This is a genomic window from Streptomyces sp. NPDC056347 (assembly GCF_042262625.1).
Taxonomy (GTDB): Bacteria; Actinomycetota; Actinomycetes; order Streptomycetales; family Streptomycetaceae; genus Streptomyces.
Map to the genome: position 1 here is coordinate 1 of NZ_JBHJQP010000088.1, position 16,566 is coordinate 16,566.

Genomic DNA, 16,566 nt, shown 5'->3' on the forward strand with positions numbered 1-16,566 from the left:
GGGCGGAATTCCGCCCCTGCCCCCCCTCGGCATGTGTGGAATTCCATGCATGCCTCTCGGCATGTGCCGCCACCTCGTCGGCCGTCAAGTCAGTGGCGGCGCGTTCATTCTGACGGGTGCTGTTGATCCGGGAACGTCAACGGTGGTCCGTGCGGGCCGGGTTGGCGCCGGGCGGTGCCGCCTTCACGCTCGCCGCGCGTCCGGCGCTGGCACCGAACCCTTCGGGCCCCTGCGTCCCGTACCGGCCATGCATGGGCCTTGGGCACACCTTTATGTCCATCGAACGGAAGTGCGGCGCCGGGGTGCGGCACAATGACCCTGCCCAAGCAGGCCTCTCACTGATGGAACGGCGATATGACGACTGCAACGGTTGACCATTCCTCCTCCGAGCAGGACGAGGACGGCGGCAAGCGGACCATCGGCGGCAGTCGCGCGTTCGCACTGCTGCTGGTGATCACCGGTGCCGCCGGACTCCTCGCCGCCTGGATCATCACGATCGACAAGTTCAAGCTGCTCGAGGACCCCAACTTCACCCCGGGGTGCAGCCTCAACCCCGTGGTCGCCTGCGGCAACATCATGAAGAGCGAGCAGGCGGCGGCCTTCGGCTTCCCGAACCCGATGCTCGGTCTGGCCACCTACCCCGTGATCATCGGCATCGGTCTGGCGCTGCTCGCCGGGGCCCGCTTCCGCAGCTGGTACTGGCTCGGGATGAACGCGGGAACCCTGTTCGGCGTCGGCTTCTGCACCTGGCTCCAGTACCAGTCGCTCTACAACATCAACTCGCTCTGCCTCTGGTGCTGCCTGGCCTGGGTCGCCACGATCTTCATGTTCTGCTACGTCACCACGCACAACATCAAGCACCGGATCGTCCCCGCGCCGAACTGGCTGCGCAACGGCCTGACGGAGTTCCACTGGGTGCTGCCGGTCCTGTGGATCGGGGTCATCGGCATGCTCGTCCTGACCCGCTGGTGGGACTTCTGGACCAGCTGACCGGACCCCGTCCGCCGTTCCCGGGCCCCGCCCGGCCCGGCGGGGATGTCAGTGCCGTGACATAGGCTTTCCAGCGTGGAGCCCGACCTCTTTACCGCCGCAGCAGAAGACCGCCAGGAGAAGGACCCGGCCGGCAGCCCCCTGGCTGTCCGGATGCGTCCCCGTACCCTCGACGAGGTCGTCGGCCAGCAGCATCTGCTCAAGCCGGGCTCTCCGCTGCGCCGTCTCGTGGGGGAGGGGAACGGCGGCCTGGCGGGCCCGTCGTCGGTGATCCTCTGGGGCCCGCCCGGCATCGGGAAGACGACCCTGGCGTACGTGGTCAGCAAGGCCACCAACAAGCGCTTCGTGGAGCTCTCGGCGATCACCGCGGGCGTCAAGGAGGTGCGGGCCGTCATCGAGGGTGCCCGCCGCGCCACCGGAGGCTACGGCAGGGAGACCGTCCTCTTCCTCGACGAGATCCACCGCTTCTCCAAGGCGCAGCAGGACTCCCTGCTCCCCGCCGTGGAGAACAGATGGGTCACCCTGATCGCGGCGACCACCGAGAATCCGTACTTCTCGGTGATCTCGCCGCTGCTGTCGCGCTCGCTGCTGCTCACCCTGGAGCCCCTCACCGACGACGACCTGCGCGGACTGCTCGGCCGGGCGCTGACCGACGAGCGCGGGCTCGGCGGCGCGGTGACGCTGCCGGAGGAGGCCGAGTCGCATCTGCTCCGGATCGCCGGTGGCGACGCCCGCCGGGCGCTGACGGCGCTGGAGGCCGCGGCCGGTGCGGCGCTGGCCAAGCAGGAGGAGGAGATCAGCCTCCAGACACTGGAGGAGACCGTCGACCGCGCGGCCGTCACCTACGACCGCGACGGCGACCAGCACTACGACGTGGCGAGCGCGCTCATCAAGTCGATCCGCGGCTCCGACGTGGACGCCGCGCTCCACTACCTGGCCCGGATGATCGAGGCGGGGGAGGACCCCCGGTTCATCGCCCGTCGGCTGATGATCTCGGCCAGCGAGGACATCGGCCTGGCCGACCCGACGGCGCTGCCCACCGCCGTGGCCGCCGCCCAGGCGGTCGCCATGATCGGTTTCCCGGAAGCGGCCCTCACCCTGAGCCATGCGACCATCGCCCTCGCCCTGGCCCCCAAGTCCAACGCGGCGACGCTCGCGATATTCGCCGCCCAGGAGGACGTGCGCAAGGGACTCGCCGGTCCCGTACCGGCCCATCTGCGCGACGGCCATTACAAGGGCGCCACCAAGCTCGGCCATGCCCAGGGCTATGTCTATCCGCACGATGTCCCCGGCGGCATCGCCGCCCAGCAGTACGCGCCGGAGACGGTCGGCGACAAGCAGTACTACCGCCCCACGCGCTACGGCGCGGAGGCGCGCTACGCGGACGTCGTGGACCGGGTGCGCGAGCGGCTCGGCCGCACGGCCTCCGACGGGGGCTGAGACGGCCGGGCCGGAGGCCCCGTCAGCGTGCCGCCGCCTCGAAGAGGGTGCGCACGGCACGGCTCAGCCCGGCGACGTCCCGCACCGGCTCGGGGAACTCGAAGCGCGCGTCGTAGCACGCCCCCGCTCCCTCGCACAGCCGCACCCGCAGCCCGTACCGGTCCAGCGCCAGCGGCACCACCGAGGGCATGTGGGCCGGGCAGCGGCCCGCCGTCCGCTCGCCCAGCAGCCCGCACAGGCTCCGCAGCTGCTCGCCGTGGGCCGTGTGCAGGTGCTGGAGCAGCTCCGCCTCGTGCCCGAGGAGCGGATCGGGAGCCGCGTCGCGCAGCTCGCCGGGCCGGACCTCCCGGGCGCCCCACAGATCGTCGACGTAAGCCTCCTCGGTCTCCAGGCGGAGCGTCGTGCGGCCGGGGCCGGCGAGGCCGGGTACGGCGGTCAGCGGTCCGGAGACCCACGCCCGGCCGCGGACGCGGTGCGGGACGGAGACCGGAGCGACGTCCGTGATCTCCAGCACGGCGGTCGGATCCCCGTCCTCGGCGTGCGTCGCGGCCCGTGCGACGGGGGAATCGGCGGGCAGGTCGAGGAACACGTCGCCCTCCGGGCCCACGGTCCTGGCCAGCGGCATCAGCCGGTCCGAGGGCAGATGGCGCAGCCCGGGGACGAGCAGCACCGCGGAGCAGGTACTCTGTACGAGAGTTCGTGTGCGCTCGGCTGCTGACGGCATCCGAGTGGTTTCAAGCCCGCTGGGGCGCGGCTGACCACGATCTGATCGGTCCTCCGTCGTATCGGCACCCCGAGGGGTGTCGACGCTGTCAGTGCTGTCCGTGATGTGACTGGTGTTCCCCGGGCGAGACATGCGATCTCCTCAACTAAGGTGAGCCTAACCTAACCTACGATGGAGGTCTGGAGAACGTGCCTAACCAGTCGCGTCCCAAGGTCAAGAAGAGCCGCGCGCTCGGCATTGCGCTGACGCCGAAGGCCGTCAAGTACTTCGAGGCCCGCCCCTACCCGCCGGGCGAGCACGGCCGTGGACGCAAGCAGAACTCGGACTACAAGGTCCGTCTGCTGGAGAAGCAGCGTCTTCGCGCCCAGTACGACATCAGCGAGCGCCAGATGGCGCGCGCCTACGACCGCGCCAAGAAGGCCGAGGGCAAGACGGGCGAGGCGCTCGTCGTCGAGCTGGAGCGCCGTCTCGACGCCCTGGTTCTGCGCTCGGGCATCGCCAAGACCATCTACCAGGCCCGTCAGATGGTCGTCCACGGCCACATCGAGGTCAACGGTGGCAAGGTCGACAAGCCGTCCTTCCGCGTGCGCCCCGACGACGTCGTGCAGGTCCGCGAGCGCAGCCGTGCCAAGGTCCCGTTCCAGGTGGCCCGTGAGGGTGGCAACGACACCGACGGCGAGACCCCGCGCTACCTGCAGGTGAACCTGAAGGCCCTGGCCTTCCGCCTTGACCGGGACCCGAACCGCAAGGAAATCCCCGTGATCTGCGACGAGCAGCTCGTCGTCGAGTACTACGCCCGCTGATCCTGGCGTAGTCGCTTTCAACGGCGCTCCGGCCCGCTCCCTCCCGATGCACGGGAAGGGGCGGGCCGCAGTGGTTCTCCGGGGGCCGGCAGCGTCCCGGACCGCGGTGCCCGGGCCTCGCGCCGGGCTGCGGGACCGTCCCCCAGCGCCCTGGCCACCGCCGCGTCCGCGTCCAGCCGCCCGCCCTCGCGCAGCCCCGACTCGTAGCGGGCGTCCCCCAGCTCCCGGCGGGCCAGCCGCTCGCAGCGCACCCGGCTCAGCCCGAAGTGCGCCGATCCGAACAGCGGCAGCCCCACCGAGGGCCAGATCCGGTCGGCGGCCCCCTGCAGCACCGCCGCCTCCGCCGCGTCGCCCTCCACCACCGTGACCAGTGCCAGCAGCTCCAGGGCGAGGACCGAGCCGAGGACGTCGTGGAAGGCGCGGCTGATCGTCAGGGATTGCCCGAGCAGCTCCCGGGCCCGCTCCGTCCGGCCGCGCCGGGCGGCCGTGAAGGCCAGCACGTACAGCGCGTACGACCGGGCCCACCGCTCCCCGTGGTCCTCGCACTCGGCCCTGATCTCCTCGCAGAGCGCGGCCGCGCCGTCCGGATCCCCGTCGAACCCGACCGCCGCCGCCAGCTCGACCCGGGCCATCAGCACATTGCTGTTCAGCTCGCCGAGGTCCCGGTAGCGGTCCGACGCCTCGTCCAGCAGCTCCCGCGCCCTGCCCAGGTCACCGGTGACCAGCGCCAGGCTCCCCAGCCGGTGCACCGCGTACGCCAGCGCCACGGAGTCCCCGGTCCGTTCCGCCGCCTCCCGGCACTCCTGCAACGCGGAGACCGCGCCGACCGGATCGCCCTGGAGCACTGCCGCGTACCCGAGCACCCACAGCGCCTTCAGCCGCGAGGAGTCGTACGGGGTGTCCTCCTCCAGTACGTGGTCCAGCCAGTGCCGCCCCTCCGAGAGCCGCCCGCAGCACACCCACAGGAACCACAGGGTGCCGGCCAGATGCTGCGCGAGATGGGCCTCGCCCGGAGTCTCCAGCGAGCATTCCAGCGCCTGCCGCAGATTCGGCAGCTCGCTCTCGGCCCGCGCGGCCACCTCGGCCTGCCGGGGGCCGAACCAGTCCAGCTCGCACCAGGTGGCGAGCCCCAGGTACCAGTCCCGGTGGCGGCGGCGCAGCCGTTCCGCGTCGTCGGTGGCCGCCAGCCACTCGGCGCCGTACTCCCGCACCGTGTCCAGCATCCGGTAGCGGGTGCCGTGCGCCGAGTCCTCGCGTTGGACGACGGACTGCGTCAGCAGCCCGGAGAGCACATCGAGCATCGATTCGGCCGGGAGGCCGGGCCCGCCGCAGATGTACTCCACCGCCTCCAGGTCGAACTGCCCCGCGAACACCGAGAGCCGCGCCCACAGCAGCCGCTGCTCCGGCGCGCACAGCTCATGGCTCCAGCCGATGGCCGTGCGGAGGGTCTGATGGCGGGCCGGCGCGCTGCGGTGGGAACCGGTCAGCAGCCGGAACCGGTCGTCGAGGCGCTGGAGCAGCTGGACGGTGGACAGGGCACGCAGCCGTCCCGCGGCCAGCTCCAGGGCGAGCGGGATTCCGTCCAGGCGGCGGCAGAGCTCCAAGGTGGCCGCGCGGTCGTCGTCGGTCGGCCGGAAGTCCGGCCGGACCGCTGCGGCGCGCTCCGCGAACAGCAGCATCGCGTCCGCGTCCGACATCGGTGCGAGCGGGAAGACCACCTCCCCGGCGACCTCCAGTGGCAGCCGCCCCGCGGCCAGCACCCGCAGCCCCGGGGCCCGGCGCAGCAGATCCCGCACCAGTGCGGCGCAGGCGTCCACGAGCTGTTCGAAGCCGTCGATCACCAGGAGCAGCCGGCGCGGGGCCAGGTGCTCGACGAGGGCGGCGCGGGGCGGCCGGCCGGTGTGACCGGAGAGGCCGAGGGCGTCGACCAGGGCGTGCTCCAGCAGTCCGGGGTCGTGGAGGGCGGAGAGCTCGGCCATCCGGACACCGTCGCAGTACCGTTTCTCCAGGAGGCCGGCGACGCGGGCGGCGCAGCGGGTCTTCCCCACACCGCCGACACCGACCACCGTGACCAGCCTGGACTCCTCCAGGAGCTGGGCGAGGCGGACGAGCTCGTTCTCCCGTCCGACGAATCTGTTCAGTTCCGTCGGGAGGTTTCCGGGGCCGGTCGGGGCACTCGGAGCGTGGGGGGACGAAACGGGGCGCTGGGGGCGTCGCATGAAACACGCAGAGTACTGGCACGGCGGCTCTCCGTACAATTCCCCTCGGGCGACCCTCGACGTTTCCGTGGGTAATGCGGTACGGGGTGCGACCACCGGCGCGATAGGCTCAAGGGGCGACGACCGGCCGTGACAACGGCTGTCGCCGACTCGAGCAGAGACAGACAGAGACAGTACGAAGACAGCGACAAGCTAGAGAGCGGTGCACTGTGTCCGGTGGAGAGGTGGCCGGGATCCTGGTGGCCGTCTTCTGGGCGATCCTGGTCTCGTTCCTCGCCGTCGTACTGGTGAGGCTGGCCCAGACGCTCAGGGCGACGACCAAGCTCGTGGCGGACGTGACCGAGCAGGCCGTCCCGCTGCTCGCGGACGCCTCCGCCACCGTGCGTTCCGCGCAGACCCAGCTCGACAAGGTCGACGCGATCGCGACGGACGTCCAGGAGGTCACGTCGAACGCCTCCGCGCTGTCCACCACCGTCGCCTCGACCTTCGGCGGCCCGCTCGTCAAGGTCGCCGCGTTCGGGTACGGGGTGCGCCGGGCCATCGGCCGCAGGACCGGCGCCGAGCCGGAGGCCCCCGGCCGGCAGGTGATCGTCGGCCGCACGGTGCCGTCCGCGCGCGCCAGGAAGCGCAACGGCAGAAGCTCCCGCGGACCGAAGGACTGACGCAGCCATGTTCCGCCGTACGTTCTGGTTCACCGCCGGCGCCGCAGCCGGTGTCTGGGCCACCGCCAAGGTGAACCGGAAGCTCAAGCAGCTCACCCCCGAGAGCCTCGCGGCGCAGGCCGCGGACCGGGCGATCGAGACGGGGCACAAGCTCAAGGACTTCGCTCTGGACGTCCGTGAGTCCATGGTCCGGCGCGAGGCCGAACTGGGCGAGGCGCTGGGCCTGGAGGCCCCGGTCGACCAGGACCTCCCGGTCCGGCCGCATCTCGTCGTCACCACCGAACACCGCAAGCTCCCCTATAAGTCGTACAACCGGAATGAGGACCACTGATGGAGTCGGCAGAAATTCGTCGCCGCTGGCTGAGCTTCTTCGAGGAGCGCGGTCACACCGTCGTCCCTTCGGCGTCGCTCATCGCGGACGACCCGACTCTGCTGCTGGTCCCCGCGGGCATGGTCCCCTTCAAGCCGTACTTCCTCGGCGAGGTCAAGCCCCCGGCCCCGCGCGTCACCAGCGTGCAGAAGTGCGTCCGTACGCCGGACATCGAGGAGGTCGGCAAGACCACCCGGCACGGCACGTTCTTCCAGATGTGCGGCAACTTCTCCTTCGGTGACTACTTCAAGGAGGGCGCCATCACGCTCTCCTGGGAGCTGCTCACCAGCTCCGTGGCGGACGGCGGCTTCGGCCTCGACCCCGAGCGGCTGTGGATCACGGTCTACCTCGACGACGACGAGGCCGAGCGGATCTGGCGCGAGAAGGTCGGTGTGCCCGCCGAGCGCATCCAGCGCCTGGGCAAGAAGGACAACTTCTGGTCCATGGGCGTCCCCGGCCCCTGCGGCCCCTGCTCCGAGATCAACTACGACCGCGGCCCCGAGTTCGGCGTCGAGGGCGGCCCGGCGGTCAACGACGAGCGTTACGTGGAGATCTGGAACCTGGTCTTCATGCAGTACGAGCGCGGCGCGGGCGACGGCAAGGAGGACTTCCCGATCCTCGGCGACCTGCCGTCGAAGAACATCGACACGGGCCTCGGCCTGGAACGCCTCGCCATGATCCTGCAGGGCGTGCAGAACATGTACGAGACCGACACCCTGCGCGTCGTCATGGACAAGGCCACCGAGCTGACCGGCGTGCGCTACGGCGCGGAGCACGGCTCGGACGTGTCGCTGCGCGTGGTCGCCGACCACATCCGCACCTCCGTGATGCTCATCGGCGACGGCGTCACCCCCGGCAACGAGGGCCGCGGCTACGTGCTGCGCCGCATCATGCGCCGGGCCGTGCGCAACATGCGTCTGATGGGCGCCACCGGGCCGGTCGTCCAGGCCCTGGTCGACGTCGTGATCGACACGATGGGGCAGCAGTACCCCGAGCTGATCACCGACCGCAAGCGCATCGAGACCGTCGCCCTGGCCGAGGAGGCCGCCTTCCTCAAGGCGCTCAAGGGCGGCACCAACATCCTCGACACCGCCGTCACCGAGACCAAGGCCGGCGGCGGCACCGTCCTCGCCGGCGACAAGGCGTTCCTGCTCCACGACACCTGGGGCTTCCCGATCGACCTCACCCTGGAGATGGCCGCCGAACAGGGCCTCGCCGTGGACGAGGAGGGCTTCCGCCGCCTGATGAAGGAGCAGCGGGACCGCGCCAAGGCGGACGCCCGCGCCAAGAAGACCGGCCACGCCGACCTGTCCGCGTACCGCGAGGTCGCCGACAACTCCGGCTCCACCGACTTCACCGGCTACACCGCCACCGAGGGGGAGTCGGTCATCGTCGGGCTGCTCGTCGACGGCGTGTCCTCCCCGGCCGCGTCCGAGGGCGACGAGGTCGAGGTCGTCCTCGACCGCACCCCGTTCTACGCCGAGGGCGGCGGCCAGATCGCCGACCAGGGCCGGATCCGGCTCGACACCGGCGCCGTGATCGAGGTCCGCGACGTCCAGAAGCCGGTGCCCGGCGTCCACGTCCACAAGGGCGTCGTCCAGGTCGGCGAGGTCACCGTCGGCGCTCCGGCGTACGCCTCGATCGACGTGAAGCGCCGCCGGGCCATCGCCCGCGCCCACTCCGCCACGCACCTCACGCACCAGGCCCTGCGCGACGCGCTCGGCCCGACGGCGGCCCAGGCCGGTTCCGAGAACCAGCCCGGCCGCTTCCGCTTCGACTTCGGCTCGCCGAACGCCGTCCCCGGCTCGGTCATGACCGACGTCGAGCAGAAGATCAACGACGTGCTCTCGCGTGAACTCGACGTCCAGGCCGAGGTCATGTCGATCGACGAGGCCAAGAAGCAGGGCGCCATCGCCGAGTTCGGCGAGAAGTACGGCGAGCGGGTCCGGGTCGTCACCATCGGCGACTTCTCCAAGGAGCTGTGCGGCGGTACGCACGTCCACAACACGGCCCAGCTGGGTCTGGTGAAGCTGCTCGGCGAGTCGTCCATCGGTTCCGGCGTGCGCCGCATCGAGGCACTGGTCGGCGTCGACGCGTACAACTTCCTCGCCAGGGAGCACACGGTCGTCGCCCAGCTCCAGGAGCTGGTCAAGGGCCGCCCGGAGGAGCTGCCGGAGAAGATCGCCGGGATGCTCGGCAAGCTGAAGGACGCCGAGAAGGAGATCGAGAAGTTCCGCGCGGAGAAGGTCCTCCAGGCCGCCGCCGGGCTGGCCGAGTCCGCCAAGGACGTCCGGGGCGTCGCCCTGGTCACCGGTCAGGTCCCCGACGGCACCTCGGCCGACGACCTGCGCAGGCTCGTCCTCGATGTCCGCGGCCGCATCCAGGGCGGCCGTCCGGCCGTCGTGGCGCTGTTCACCACGGCCAACGGCCGTCCGCTGACCGTCATCGCCACCAACGAGGCGGCCCGTGAACGCGGCCTCAAGGCCGGTGACCTGGTCCGTGCCGCGGCCAAGACCCTCGGCGGCGGTGGCGGCGGCAAGCCGGACGTCGCCCAGGGTGGCGGCCAGGACCCGGAGGCCATCGGCGCCGCGGTGTCCGCCGTCGAGCGCCTCGTCACCGAAACGGCGTGACGGCGGGAATGACGCAGATGCGCCGGGGCCGCCGCCTCGCGATCGACGTCGGGGACGCCCGGATCGGGGTCGCTTCCTGCGACCCCGACGGGATCCTCGCGACGCCGGTGGAGACCGTTCCGGGACGCGACGTCCCGGCGGCCCACCGGCGGCTGGGGCAGATCGTCGAGGAGTACGAGCCGATCGAGATCATCATCGGCCTGCCGAGGTCCCTCGGCGGCGGCGAGGGACCCGCCGCCGCCAAGGTCAGGGTCTTCGCCCAGGAGGTCGCCCGCTCGGCCGCACCCGTTCCGGTGCGACTGGTGGACGAGAGGATGACCACAGTGACGGCCAGTCAAGGGCTGCGCGCTTCGGGCGTGAAGTCCAGGAAAGGGCGATCCGTCATCGACCAGGCTGCCGCTGTGGTGATCCTTCAGAACGCTCTGGAGTCCGAACGGGCCTCGGGCCGTCCGCCCGGGGAAGCCGTCGAGGTGGCTGGCTGATCGCGATACGGTAACGTTCCGCGCGATGCGGCGGTGTGTCGAACAAATACCGCACAGCAAGAGACGGAACGTCGTCTCGCGGCTCTAGGGGATCGATGACTGAGTATGGCCGGGGCCCCGGCTCCGAACCGTGGCATCCCGAGGACCCCTTGTACGGGGACCAGGGATGGGGAGGGCAGCAGCCCGCCCCCGGCCAGAGCCAGTACGGCGGCCAGCAGCAGCCCTACGCCCACGATCCGTACGCCCAGCAGCCGCAGGACCCGTACGCCCAGCAGCAGCCGCAGGACCCGTACGCCGCGCAGCAGCCGCAGGCGCACGATCCGTACGCCCAGCAGCAGTACCCGCAGCAGCAGCCCGGCTACCCGGCCCAGCAGGATCCGTACGCCCAGCACGATCCGTACGCCCAGCAGGGGCACGAGCCCCAGCAGCCCGCGCAGCCGGGTTACGCGGACGGCGGCTGGCAGACCGGGCAGCAGCAGGGCGCGGCGCCCTACGCCGCCCAGCCGAACGACCCGTACGGCGGGGGGCAGGCCGGCTACCCGGAGGGGCACGACTACTACGGCACCCCGGAGGCCTACCCTCCGCCGCAGCCCCCGGGCCATCGGGAGTCCGCCCCCCGGCAGGAGCCGGCGCCGAACCCGGACTGGGACCCCGAGCCCCAGCCGGAGGAGACCCATCCGTTCTTCACGGGCGCGGACGAGCGCACCGAGCACCGGGACGACCGGGACGACCGGGGCGGTCGCAGGCGCGGCCGCGACGAGGACGGCCACGACGAGGACGACGACGAGGAAGACCCCCCGCGGGGATCCCGCCGAGGCGGCCGCGGCGGCAACGAGGGCCGCGGCAAGGGCAAGAAGAAGAGCCGCAACGGCGTCGCGTGCCTGGTCGTCTCGCTGGTCCTGGTCGGTGGCGTCGGCGGGGTGTCCTACCTCGGCTACGGCTTCTTCAAGGACCGCTACGGCTCGGCGCCCGACTATTCCGGCGCGGGCACCGGCCAGGTCGAGGTCGAGGTCGAGAAGGGCGCTTTCGGCTCCGACATCGGCAACATCCTGAAGGAGAAGGGCGTCGTCAAGAGCGTCGACGCGTTCGTCGCCGCGCAGAAGGACAACCCCAAGGGCAACTCCATCCAGGCGGGCGTCTATCTCCTCCGCAGGGAGATGTCCGCGGCCGAGGCCGTGAAGATGATGGTCGACCCGAAGAGCCAGAACCTCCTGGTGATTCCCGAGGGCACCCGTAATGTCGCCGTCTACGAGATGGTCGACAAGAAGCTGGGCCTCGAGAAGGGCACGACCAAGGGCATCGCCAAGTCCGACGCGTCGAAACTCGGCCTGCCCGCCTGGGCGAGCAAGAACGCGGACATCAAGGACCCGCTGGAGGGCTTCCTCTTCCCGGCCGCCTACCCGGTCACCAAGGAGACCAAGCCGGAGACCATCCTCAAACAGATGGTCTCCCGCTCCAACGAGGTGTACAAGAAGCTCGATCTCGAGGGCACGGCGAAGAAGCACGAGCTGGACGGCCCTTGGCAGGTCCTCACCGTCGCCAGCCTGGTCCAGGCGGAGGGGCTCACGCACGACGACTTCCGCAAGATGGCCGAAGTCGTCTACAACCGTCTGAAGCCGGACAACACCGTTTCGAACCGCAAGCTCGAATTCGACTCTGCGTTCAACTACCTCAAGAACCAGAGCAAGATCAAGATCAGTTCGAACGAGATCCGGACCAACCCGGACCCGTACAACACCTACTACCACGCAGGTCTGCCGCCCGGGCCCATCAGCAACCCCGGTGACGAGGCCCTGCGTGCGACGCTCAGTCCGACCGGCGACGGATGGATGTTCTTCATCTCGCTCGACGGCAAGAAGACCCAGTTCACCAAGACGGCCAGCGAGCACGACAAGCTCAACGAGAAGTTCAAGGAACAGCATGGGCTCGGCTGACCGGCGCCACCGTGCCGCCGTTCTCGGATCGCCCATCGCGCACTCGCTCTCCCCGGTGCTGCACCGGGCCGCGTACGCCGAACTGGGCCTCACCCACTGGACGTACGACCGGTTCGAGATCGACGAGGCCGCCCTGCCAGGGTTCGTCCAGGGCCTCGACGACGAGTGGGCCGGGCTCTCGCTGACCATGCCGCTCAAGCGGGCGATCATTCCGCTGCTGGACTCCGTCAGCGAGACCGCGTCCTCGGTGGAGGCCGTCAATACGGTGGTCTTCACGAAGGACGGCCGCCGGATCGGCGACAACACCGACATCCCCGGCATGATCGCGGCGCTCCGTGAACGCGGCGTGGAGAAGATCGATTCCGCCGCCGTCCTCGGTGCCGGGGCGACCGCCTCCTCGGCGCTCGCCGCGCTGTCCGTCCTCTGCTCGGGACCGGTCACCGCGTACGTCCGCAGCGCCGAGCGGGGCCGGGAGATGCGCGGCTGGGGCGAGCGTCTCGGCGTCGACGTCCGGATCGCCGACTGGGCGGAGGCCGGGCAGGCCCTGAGCGCCCCCCTGGTCGTCGCCACCACCCCCGCCGGGACCACGGACGCCCTGGCCGCCGCCGTACCCGAGCGGCCGGGCACCCTCTTCGACGTGCTGTACGAGCCCTGGCCCACCCGGCTCGCCGCCGCCTGGGTGGCGCAGGGCGGCACAGTGGTCGGAGGTCTCGACCTCCTGGTGCACCAGGCCGTCCTCCAGGTCGAGCAGATGACCGGCCGTACGCCCGCACCGCTCGCGGCCATGCGACAGGCCGGCGAAGCGGCTCTCGCGGAGCGCTGAGCCCGGGGCCGCGGCCCCCGTACGGCGTCCGTCTGCTGGACCGGCGGGCCGGTCCGGGCCGCGGTCGTGGGAGGATCGGGGCGGCGGGCCAGGGCCGCGCACCCGGTCGCGCCGTCGCAGTTCCAGGCGCGAGCATGAGGAGCACCGTTGAGCAGGTTGCGCTGGCTGACCGCGGGGGAGTCGCACGGCCCCGCACTCGTGGCGACGCTGGAGGGTCTTCCCGCCGGTGTCCCGATCACCACGGAGATGGTGGCGGACGCACTCGCCCGGCGCCGGCTCGGTTACGGCCGCGGTGCGCGGATGAAGTTCGAGAAGGACGAGGTCACCTTCCTCGGCGGGGTGCGCCACGGGCTGACCATGGGCTCCCCGGTCGCCGTGATGGTGGGCAACACCGAGTGGCCCAAGTGGGAGCAGGTCATGTCGGCCGACCCGGTCGACCCCGCCGAGCTGGCCGAGCTGGCCCGTAACGCCCCGCTGACCCGCCCGAGGCCCGGCCACGCCGACCTCGCGGGCATGCAGAAGTACGGCTTCGACGAGGCCCGGCCGATCCTGGAGCGCGCCAGCGCCCGGGAGACGGCGGCCCGTGTCGCGCTCGGCGCCGTGGCGCGCTCGTACCTCAAGGAGACCGCGGGCATCGAGATCGTCAGCCATGTCGTCGAGCTGGCCGCGGCCAAGGCGCCCTACGGCGTCTACCCGGTGCCCGCCGACGTCGAGCGGCTCGACGCCGACCCGGTGCGCTGCCTGGACACCGACGCGAGCGAGGCGATGGTCGCGGAGATCGACCAGGCCCACAAGGACGGCGACACCCTCGGCGGCGTCGTCGAGGTCCTGGCGTACGGCGTGCCCGTCGGCCTCGGCTCGCACGTGCACTGGGACCGTCGGCTCGACGCCCGGCTCGCCGCCGCCCTGATGGGCATCCAGGCCATCAAGGGCGTCGAGGTCGGCGACGGCTTCGACCTGGCCCGGGTGCCCGGCTCCCAGGCGCACGACGAGATCGTGGTCACCGAGGACGGCATCAAGCGCGCCTCCGGCCGCTCCGGCGGCACCGAGGGCGGACTCACGACCGGCGAGCTGCTGCGGGTCCGTGCCGCGATGAAGCCCATCGCGACCGTTCCCCGGGCGCTCGGCACGGTCGATGTCGTCACCGGCGAGCCCGCCAAGGCACACCACCAGCGCTCCGATGTCTGTGCCGTTCCGGCCGCGGGCATCGTCGCCGAGGCGATGGTCGCGCTGGTCCTGGCCGACGCCGTCGCGGAGAAGTTCGGCGGCGACAGCGTCGCCGAGACCCGCCGCAACGTGCAGTCGTTCCTCGACCACCTCCAGATCCGATGAGCGGCCCGCTGGTCGTCCTCGTCGGCCCGATGGGCGTCGGCAAGTCCACGGTCGGGGAGCTGCTCGCCGGTCTGCTCTCCACCGGCTACCGGGACACCGACGCGGACGTGGTGGCCGCCGCCGGAAAGCCGATCCCGGAGATCTTCTTCGACGAGGGCGAGGAGCACTTCCGCGCGCTGGAGCGGCAGGCGGTGCACACCGCCCTCGCCGAGCACACCGGCGTCCTCTCCCTCGGCGGCGGCGCGGTCCTCGACGACACGACGCGCGCCCTGCTCGCCGGACACCCCGTCGTCTATCTCTCGATGGACGTCGAGGAGGCCGTGAGGCGCGTCGGGCTGAACACCGCCCGCCCGCTGCTCGCGGTCAACCCGCGCCGGCAGTGGCGCGAGCTGATGGAGGCCCGCCGCCACCTGTACACCGAGGTGGCCCGGGCGACCGTCGCCACCGACGGACGCACCCCCGAAGAGGTCGCCCACGCGGTCCTCGACGCACTGGAACTGCCGGAACGCGGCGACGACCCCGCCGCCCCCGGCCAGGAGAAGACACGTATGACCGAGCAGGCCCCCACCCGCATCCCGATCGCCGGCAGCGCGGGCACCGAACCGTACGAGGTGCTGGTCGGCCGGCAGCTGCTGGGCGAGCTGCCCACGCTCATCGGCGACCGCGCCAAGCGGGTCGCGGTGCTCCACCCCGAGGCGCTCGCCGAGACCGGTGAGGCGGTCCGCCAGGACCTCGCCGACCAGGGTTACGAGGCCATCGCGATCCAGCTGCCGAACGCCGAGGAGGCCAAGACCGCCGAGGTCGCGGCGTACTGCTGGAAGGCGCTGGGCCAGACCGGCTTCACCCGCACCGACGTGATCGTCGGCGTCGGCGGCGGCGCCACCACCGATGTGGCCGGGTTCGTCGCGGCGACCTGGCTGCGCGGGGTGCGCTGGATCGCCGTACCGACGACCGTGCTCGGCATGGTCGACGCGGCCGTCGGCGGCAAGACCGGCATCAACACCGCCGAGGGCAAGAACCTCGTGGGTGCGTTCCACCCGCCGGCCGGGGTCCTGTGCGATCTCGCCGCGCTGGACTCGCTGCCCGTGCACGACTATGTCAGCGGCATGGCCGAGGTCATCAAGGCCGGATTCATCGCCGACCCCGTCATCCTCGACCTGGTCGAGGCGGACCCGGAAGGCGCCCGTACGCCCACCGGAGCGCACACCGCCGAGCTGATCGAACGGGCCATCAGGGTCAAGGCCGAGGTCGTCTCCGGGGACCTCAAGGAGTCCGGACCGCGCGAGGTCCTCAACTACGGCCACACCCTGGCCCACGCCATCGAGAAGAACGAGCGCTACAAGTGGAGGCACGGCGCGGCCGTCTCCGTCGGCATGGTCTTCGCCGCCGAGCTGGGCCGGCTGGCCGGACGCCTCGACGACGCGACCGCCGACCGGCACCGCACCGTCCTCGCCTCCGTCGGCCTGCCGCTCACCTACCGCGGCGACCAGTGGCCCCGGCTGCTGGAGACCATGAAGGTCGACAAGAAGTCCCGCGGCGACCTGCTGCGCTTCATCGTCCTCGACGGCCTCGCAAAGCCCACCGTCCTGGAGGGCCCCGACCCGGCCGTACTGCTCGCCGCTTACGGGGAGGTGTCGGCGTGACGCGCCGGGTCCTCGTCCTCAACGGGCCGAACCTCGGCCGCCTCGGCTCCCGCGAGCCGGACGTCTACGGAGCCACCTCCTACGCCGGACTCGTCGACGCCTGCCAGAGCCTCGGCAAGGAGCTGGGCTTCGACGTCGAGGTCCGCGAGACCAACGACGAGGGCGAGCTGATCCGCTGGCTCCACGAAGCGGCCGACGGTTCAATTCCGGTCGTTCTCAACCCGGGGGCCTTCACGCACTACTCGTACGGGATGCGGGACGCGGCGGCCCAGCGCACCGCGCCGCTGATCGAGGTGCACATCTCGAACCCGTACGCGCGGGAGGAGTTCCGCCACCATTCCGTGGTCGCGCCGGTGGCCACCGGGACCGTCGCGGGGTTCGGCATCGACTCCTACCGCCTCGCGCTGCGAGCCCTGGCGGACGGGCCGTCCGACTGACCGACCGGAGGAATCCCGGCCGTTCGGGCACTGCGACGGGTTCTTGGCCGTTGTCCCTGTGGCGGCCGGGAACGGTA

14 protein-coding genes are annotated in these 16,566 nt (G+C 71.4%); 12 read left to right on the forward strand and 2 right to left on the reverse strand.

Annotated features, from left to right (window positions below; all coding sequences use genetic code 11):
• Positions 1-354 precede the first annotated feature (354 nt).
• Together ACFCV8_RS20750 and ACFCV8_RS20755 are read left to right on the forward strand one after the other, a co-directional pair.
• Positions 355-990, forward strand: coding sequence for a vitamin K epoxide reductase family protein (locus ACFCV8_RS20750; RefSeq protein WP_376686856.1), 636 nt, complete (start codon positions 355-357; stop codon positions 988-990).
• Between the two features lie 75 nt (positions 991-1,065).
• On the forward strand, positions 1,066-2,430 hold the full coding sequence (locus ACFCV8_RS20755; RefSeq protein WP_376686857.1) for a replication-associated recombination protein A: 1,365 nt from the start codon (positions 1,066-1,068) through the stop codon (positions 2,428-2,430).
• Positions 2,431-2,452: 22 nt separating this feature from the next.
• Here ACFCV8_RS20755 and ACFCV8_RS20760 read toward each other — a convergent pair whose 3' ends face one another.
• On the reverse strand, positions 2,453-3,154 hold the full coding sequence (locus tag ACFCV8_RS20760; RefSeq protein WP_376686858.1) for a DUF2470 domain-containing protein: 702 nt from the start codon (positions 3,152-3,154) through the stop codon (positions 2,453-2,455).
• Between the two features lie 188 nt (positions 3,155-3,342).
• On the opposite strand from ACFCV8_RS20760, the gene rpsD reads away from it, so the two are divergent.
• Positions 3,343-3,957, forward strand: a complete 615-nt coding sequence (rpsD, locus tag ACFCV8_RS20765; RefSeq protein WP_366290527.1) for a 30S ribosomal protein S4 — start codon at positions 3,343-3,345, stop codon at positions 3,955-3,957.
• 17 nt (positions 3,958-3,974) lie between these two features.
• On the opposite strand, the gene ACFCV8_RS20770 is transcribed toward rpsD, so the two are convergent.
• Positions 3,975-6,176, reverse strand: coding sequence for an AAA family ATPase (locus ACFCV8_RS20770; protein WP_376686859.1), 2,202 nt, complete (start codon positions 6,174-6,176; stop codon positions 3,975-3,977).
• Positions 6,177-6,400: 224 nt separating this feature from the next.
• Here ACFCV8_RS20770 and ACFCV8_RS20775 point away from each other — a divergent pair, with 224 nt between their 5' ends.
• The 9 genes from ACFCV8_RS20775 to aroQ all read left to right on the forward strand — a co-directional run bounded on the left by ACFCV8_RS20775 (position 6,401) and on the right by aroQ (position 16,489).
• Entirely contained in the window at positions 6,401-6,838 is a 438-nt protein-coding gene (locus ACFCV8_RS20775; RefSeq protein ID WP_376686879.1) for a DUF948 domain-containing protein, read from the forward strand.
• A gap of 7 nt (positions 6,839-6,845) precedes the next feature.
• Complete coding sequence (locus tag ACFCV8_RS20780) at positions 6,846-7,169, forward strand: hypothetical protein (protein WP_376686860.1); 324 nt, start codon at positions 6,846-6,848, stop codon at positions 7,167-7,169.
• Positions 7,169-9,838 (forward strand): alanine--tRNA ligase, encoded by a 2,670-nt coding sequence (alaS, locus tag ACFCV8_RS20785; protein WP_376686861.1) that lies wholly within the window; start codon positions 7,169-7,171, stop codon positions 9,836-9,838. The genes ACFCV8_RS20780 and alaS overlap by 1 nt, the downstream gene beginning before the upstream one ends.
• An 8-nt stretch (positions 9,839-9,846) precedes the next feature.
• Positions 9,847-10,320, forward strand: a complete 474-nt coding sequence (gene ruvX, locus ACFCV8_RS20790) for a Holliday junction resolvase RuvX (RefSeq protein ID WP_376686862.1) — start codon at positions 9,847-9,849, stop codon at positions 10,318-10,320.
• A 95-nt stretch (positions 10,321-10,415) separates the two neighbouring features.
• Positions 10,416-12,254 carry an endolytic transglycosylase MltG gene (mltG, locus tag ACFCV8_RS20795; RefSeq protein ID WP_376686863.1) on the forward strand — a complete coding sequence of 613 codons (1,839 nt, stop codon included), beginning with the start codon at positions 10,416-10,418 and terminating at the stop codon, positions 12,252-12,254.
• Positions 12,241-13,077 (forward strand): shikimate dehydrogenase, encoded by an 837-nt coding sequence (locus ACFCV8_RS20800; protein WP_376686864.1) that lies wholly within the window; start codon positions 12,241-12,243, stop codon positions 13,075-13,077. Before mltG ends, ACFCV8_RS20800 begins: the two co-directional genes overlap by 14 nt.
• Positions 13,078-13,224: 147 nt before the next feature.
• On the forward strand, positions 13,225-14,409 hold the full coding sequence (gene aroC / locus ACFCV8_RS20805) for a chorismate synthase (RefSeq protein WP_376686865.1): 1,185 nt from the start codon (positions 13,225-13,227) through the stop codon (positions 14,407-14,409).
• Positions 14,406-16,052, forward strand: a complete 1,647-nt coding sequence (aroB, locus tag ACFCV8_RS20810; RefSeq protein WP_376686866.1) for a 3-dehydroquinate synthase — start codon at positions 14,406-14,408, stop codon at positions 16,050-16,052. Before aroC ends, aroB begins: the two co-directional genes overlap by 4 nt.
• Entirely contained in the window at positions 16,049-16,489 is a 441-nt protein-coding gene (aroQ, locus tag ACFCV8_RS20815; RefSeq protein WP_376686867.1) for a type II 3-dehydroquinate dehydratase, read from the forward strand. The genes aroB and aroQ overlap by 4 nt, the downstream gene beginning before the upstream one ends.
• Positions 16,490-16,566: the final 77 nt, after the last annotated feature.

Excerpts from the sequence above, each read along its gene's own strand:
- ACFCV8_RS20750 (WP_376686856.1), top strand. The coding sequence starts at position 355 with ATGACGACTGCAACGGTTGACCATTCCTCCTCCGAGCAGGACGAGGAC.
- ACFCV8_RS20760 (WP_376686858.1), bottom strand. The coding sequence starts at position 3,154 with ATGCCGTCAGCAGCCGAGCGCACACGAACTCTCGTACAGAGTACCTGC.
- ACFCV8_RS20770 (WP_376686859.1), bottom strand. The coding sequence starts at position 6,176 with ATGCGACGCCCCCAGCGCCCCGTTTCGTCCCCCCACGCTCCGAGTGCC.
- ACFCV8_RS20780 (WP_376686860.1), top strand. The coding sequence starts at position 6,846 with ATGTTCCGCCGTACGTTCTGGTTCACCGCCGGCGCCGCAGCCGGTGTC.
- alaS (WP_376686861.1), top strand. The coding sequence starts at position 7,169 with ATGGAGTCGGCAGAAATTCGTCGCCGCTGGCTGAGCTTCTTCGAGGAG.
- ruvX (WP_376686862.1), top strand. The coding sequence starts at position 9,847 with ATGACGCAGATGCGCCGGGGCCGCCGCCTCGCGATCGACGTCGGGGAC.
- mltG (WP_376686863.1), top strand. The coding sequence starts at position 10,416 with ATGACTGAGTATGGCCGGGGCCCCGGCTCCGAACCGTGGCATCCCGAG.
- ACFCV8_RS20800 (WP_376686864.1), top strand. The coding sequence starts at position 12,241 with ATGGGCTCGGCTGACCGGCGCCACCGTGCCGCCGTTCTCGGATCGCCC.
- aroB (WP_376686866.1), top strand. The coding sequence starts at position 14,406 with ATGAGCGGCCCGCTGGTCGTCCTCGTCGGCCCGATGGGCGTCGGCAAG.